Below are 4473 nucleotides of genomic sequence, written 5' to 3'. Positions count from 1 at the left end.
GGAAACGGCCGACGCGACACCCAGTTTTTGCGCTGCCGCTGCGACCAGCATCTGCCGGGCAGCGGCACCCGCTTGCCGCATCTTGTCAAAACCGTCGCGTGTCGAAGCCGAACCGCCGGTGCCCTGCAGGGCAAGGAATTTGCCGACCACACCGAGACCGGAACGCACCGCCTGCGCGGTCAGGCTTTCATCGAAGAAGGCGAACGGACCGCCCTCCTCGAGGATCGCGGCGTTGTAATAGGCATGGGATGCCGGTCCATGCTCGACCATGACCCGGTCGAGCCCGACGTCGAGTTCCTCTGCGACCATGGCCGCAAGCGTCGTCGAGATGCCTTGCCCCATCTCGGCGCGCGGCGCGACGATGGTGATGGTGTTGTCGGCGCCGATTTTCACATAAGGGTTGAACGTCGCCTCGCCCTTGCCAAGCTCGGCCTCGAGCGGGTTCGGGAACGGCTTGCGATAGTAGTAATAGCCGACGGCAACGCCGCCAGCGACAGCGGCAGCGCCAATCAGAAACGTGCGGCGGGCGATCTTTCCGACACTGGCCATGGTCAGAGCCCCGCCGTCTTGAGCGCCGCGGCCTTTTTGATGGCCGAGCGGATTTTGGGATAGGTGCCGCAGCGGCAGAGATTGCCGCCCATGGCGTTGTCGATGTCGGCATCGCTCGGGTCGGCGACTTCATCGAGCAGCGCCACCGCGCTCATGATCTGGCCGGCCTGGCAGTAGCCGCATTGCGCGACCTGTTCCTCCAGCCATGCCTGCTGCACCGGATGCAGTCCGCCTGCCGTGCCGATGCCTTCAATGGTGGTGACGGCGCCGCCGACCTCGCCGACGGGAAACGAACAGGAACGCACCGGCTGACCGTCGACATGTACAGTGCAGGCGCCGCAGGCGGCGATGCCGCAGCCAAACTTTGGCCCGGTCTTGCCAATGAGATCGCGCAGTGCCCACAGCAGCGGCATGTCCGGATCGGCGTCGATATCGAATGACTGACCGTCGACGGTGAGGCGCATGGGGATACCCTTTGTTGTCGTCCACTGCCAAGGGCGAAGCGGCCTCCCGGCCGTTTCGCTCCGATACAGATTGACAAATTTCGTCATTTTGTCAATTAGGATTTTGCAGGATAGAATTGCTCTATGAACCAGATCGAAGACACCGCCACCGCCGATCCCAAACGCGTCCGTATTCTGGATGGCGCGATGAAGGTGTTTTTGGCCTATGGCTTCTCGCGCACCACCATGGACGACATTGCCCGTGCCGCCGACATGTCGCGCCCGGCGCTCTATCTCCTGTTCAAGAACAAGACCGACATTTTCCGCGCCATCGCCATGATGATCCTGTCGCGCTCGGTCGAGGCGGCAAGGTTTGCCCTATCCGGCGACGGCCCTTTCACCGAGCGCATGATGCGAGCCATCGATGAGGCCTTTATCTCGATGATGAGCGCGGTCGTTGCCTCGCCGCACGGCGCCGAATTGCTGGACATGAAATCGAGCCTTGGCGATCTGGTGGGCTGCTGGCGCGGCGGGCTTGGCCAACACATCGGCGCCGCGATAGAGGGCGAGGCAGCCAGGAACGGCGTCGATCTGGCGGCCAGGGGCCTGTCGGCGCAACTGCTTGCCGACATGCTGCTCGACGGGCTGGAAGGCATGAAGGCGCGGATCAGAGATCCGGAAGGGCAGCGGCAGGCAGCCGCTGCCCTGATCAGGGTGATCGACCTGACCTTGAAAGCATGATTGCGGACCAATCGATGCACATCGATTGGTCGCTCAGGCGCGCCGGCGCTCTGCCTCCGGGTTCTTGCGGGCCGCAAGAAATTCCTTGACCCGCCGGCCGGGTGCCGGACCGCGTACCGGCTTGAAGCCGTCATCCAGTTCGCCGGAGAGATCGAGCGTCGGTCGCTTGCCGACGGCGTCGTAATTCTCTTCCAGCCAGTCGCTGGCGGCGGTGCGGCCGAGATCTCTGAGGTAGGTCAGAAACGCCCATTCGGCGTTGACCTTCGAGGACGCCGACAGGTCCTTGAACGCCTCGTCGGCATCGATGCGGTGCATGCGGATGTCGCGGTACTCGCCATGTGGCAGACGGCCGGCGGCGATCAGCTCCTTGACGAAGGCAATCGAGCGGAATTCGCGCAGCAGCCCGGCGTTGAAGGTGATCTCGTCGATGCGGTTCTGGATCTCGTTGGCGCTTCTTGGTGTTCCCTCGCGCACCACCGGATTGATCTGCACCAGAAGCACGTCCTCGGTCGCAGCCGTCTTGAAGAACGGATAAAGCGCCGGATTGCCGCCATAGCCGCCATCCCAATAGGGCACGCCCTTGATCTCGACGGCGCGGAACAATTGCGGCAGGCAGGCCGAGGCCATCACCGTATCGAGGTCGATCTCCCCGTCGGAAAAGACGCGCAACTGTCCGGTCTCGACATTGGTCGCCGAGATGAACAGTTCCATCGACTTGCAGGCGCGGACGTTCTCGAAATCGATCTCCTGCTGCACCACGTCGCGCAGCGGATTGAGGCCGAGTGGGTTGGCGACATAGGGCGAGAACACCCGCGACATGGTATCGAAGAAGAGATAGCCGGGCGTGTTCTCGATCGACCAGTTGCCCCAGGCGACGTCCCACGGCATGCGCTGCACCGGGCTGAACCGCCCCTTGGCCGCCACCGCGCGCCAGAAATCGTCAAGTTTTTGCCGCGCGCCTTCGACTCCGCCGCGCACATATCCGTCGGCCAGCGCCACCGCGTTCATGGCGCCGGCGCTGGTGCCGGACACTGCTGATATCTCCAGCCGTCCGTCCTCCAGCAGCCGGTCGAGCACACCCCAGGAAAAGGCCCCGTGCGAGCCGCCGCCCTGAAGCGCTACGTTGATCTTCTTCGTCTCCTCCGCCTTGCCGTTCTTGGTCATGGCGTCGTCCTTGATCTATCCCTTTGGGTGGATGAGAGAGTTTTGCGCCTCACGCGGCGGTCCAGCCGCCGTCGACCGACAGTTGCGTGCCGTTGACCTGCGCCGCCGCGTCCGAGCACAGGAACACCGCCGCTGCCGCGATCTGCTCCACCGTGACGAATTCCTTGGTCGGCTGCTTGTCCAGCATGACCTCACGGATGACGGTCTCGCGGTCCATCTGATGGGCTTTCATCTGGGCGGGGATCTGCGCCTCGACCAGCGGCGTCAGCACATAGCCGGGGCAGATGGCGTTGCAGGTGATTTTTTCGCGCGCCAGTTCGAGCGCAACGGTTTTGGTCAATCCCATGATGCCGTGCTTGGCCGAGACATAGGCCGATTTGAACGGCGACGCGACCAGGCCATGCGCCGAGGCGATGTTGACGATCCGGCCGCCGCCGGCCTTTTTCATCAGCGGGATGGCGGCCGCGATGGTGTGGAACGCCGACGACAGGTTGATGGCAATGATGGCGTCCCATTTCTCGATCGGGAACTCTTCCACCGGCGCGACATGCTGGATGCCTGCATTGTTGACGAGAATATCGACCGAACCGAATGTCTCGGCCGCCTTGGCGATCAGCGCCCGGCATTCGGCCGGCTTCGACATGTCGGCCTTGATATAGGCCGTCTTCGCCTTGTGCTGTCTGGCGATCGCGTCAGCGATGGCGTGGTCGGCAGCCGTGTCGGAGAAGGAGTTGACGACGACATTATGGCCTTCGGCCGCCAACGCCTGGGCGATGGCCAGGCCAATGCCCGATGTGGAGCCGGTGATGACTGCGTGTTTTCTGGCGGCCAAGGTCGAAATCCTCTGGTTGCGGCAAGAGCGATCTTATGTTGCAGTGCAGCATATATGCTCAATGCGACGCAATAACAGCGGCCAGAATTTTTCGACGAGATGAAATTTTCGTCATGAGCGGCCACACGGCCGCTCACCAGGAGGATCCTGATCGGATCGGAGTCGCTCGCCAGGCGCCGAAAGAACCTCAGGCGACCAGGTCCGGCACCGGCCCGACATAGCGCGACTGCGGTCGGATCAGCCGTCCAGTCGTCTGCTGTTCACGCGCATGCGCGATCCAGCCGGCCACGCGCCCGGCGGCAAAGACATTGCTGAAAGCTTGCGGCGGAAAGCCCGCCGCTTGCAGCACCAGCGCGGTGTAGAACTCGACATTGGTCTGCAGCGAACGCTGCGGCTTGGCGATCCTAAGCACCTCGAGCGCCGTTTGCTCGACGGTCTCCGCAAAGGCCAGCCGGCGACCGGTTTCGCCCTCGCCGCCGAGTTGCCGCACGACGGCCTTCAGCACATCGGCGCGCGGATCGCGCACACGGTAGATGCGATGGCCGAACCCCATGATGCGCCTGCCCTGCGCGATCTCGTTGCGCAGCCAGCCGGCGGCATCGCCATGCGCCTGGATCGCATCCAGCATCTCGATGACGGGGCCAGGCGCGCCACCATGCAGCGGCCCTTTGAGCGCGCCAAGCCCGGCCAGCACAGAGGATGTCAGGCCGGCCTGCGTGGAGGCGACCACGCGCGTCGCAAAGG

6 protein-coding genes are annotated in these 4473 nt (G+C 63.7%); 1 reads left to right on the top strand and 5 read right to left on the bottom strand.

Annotation, left to right across the window (positions count from 1 at the left end):
- Together ENZ74_RS23060 and ENZ74_RS23055 are read right to left on the bottom strand one after the other, a co-directional pair.
- The coding region (locus ENZ74_RS23060) for a molybdopterin cofactor-binding domain-containing protein (RefSeq protein WP_164761148.1) at positions 1-549 on the bottom strand (549 nt) is incomplete at its 3' end.
- 2 nt (positions 550-551) lie between these two features.
- A complete protein-coding gene (locus ENZ74_RS23055; RefSeq protein WP_063169182.1) occupies positions 552-1013 on the bottom strand; it encodes a (2Fe-2S)-binding protein in 462 nt (153 codons plus the stop codon).
- A gap of 123 nt (positions 1014-1136) precedes the next feature.
- Between ENZ74_RS23055 and ENZ74_RS23050 the strand changes: the two genes are divergently transcribed.
- Complete coding sequence (locus ENZ74_RS23050) at positions 1137-1733, top strand: TetR/AcrR family transcriptional regulator (RefSeq protein ID WP_013529190.1); 597 nt, start codon at positions 1137-1139, stop codon at positions 1731-1733.
- Positions 1734-1766: 33 nt separating this feature from the next.
- On the opposite strand, the gene ENZ74_RS23045 is transcribed toward ENZ74_RS23050, so the two are convergent.
- The 3 genes from ENZ74_RS23045 to ENZ74_RS23035 all read right to left on the bottom strand — a co-directional run.
- Positions 1767-2897 (bottom strand): patatin-like phospholipase family protein, encoded by a 1131-nt coding sequence (locus ENZ74_RS23045; protein ID WP_027162499.1) that lies wholly within the window; start codon positions 2895-2897, stop codon positions 1767-1769.
- Positions 2898-2946: 49 nt separating this feature from the next.
- Complete coding sequence (locus ENZ74_RS23040; RefSeq protein WP_063169183.1) at positions 2947-3738, bottom strand: 3-hydroxybutyrate dehydrogenase; 792 nt, start codon at positions 3736-3738, stop codon at positions 2947-2949.
- Between the two features lie 178 nt (positions 3739-3916).
- The coding region (locus tag ENZ74_RS23035) for a citrate/2-methylcitrate synthase (protein WP_281059720.1) at positions 3917-4473 on the bottom strand (557 nt) is incomplete at its 5' end.

The sequence above is a fragment of the Mesorhizobium sp. M7A.F.Ca.CA.002.15.2.1 genome, from assembly GCF_003998715.1.
GTDB classification, from domain to species: domain Bacteria; phylum Pseudomonadota; class Alphaproteobacteria; order Rhizobiales; family Rhizobiaceae; genus Mesorhizobium; species Mesorhizobium ciceri.
This window is presented reverse-complemented; position numbering and strand designations above follow the sequence as displayed.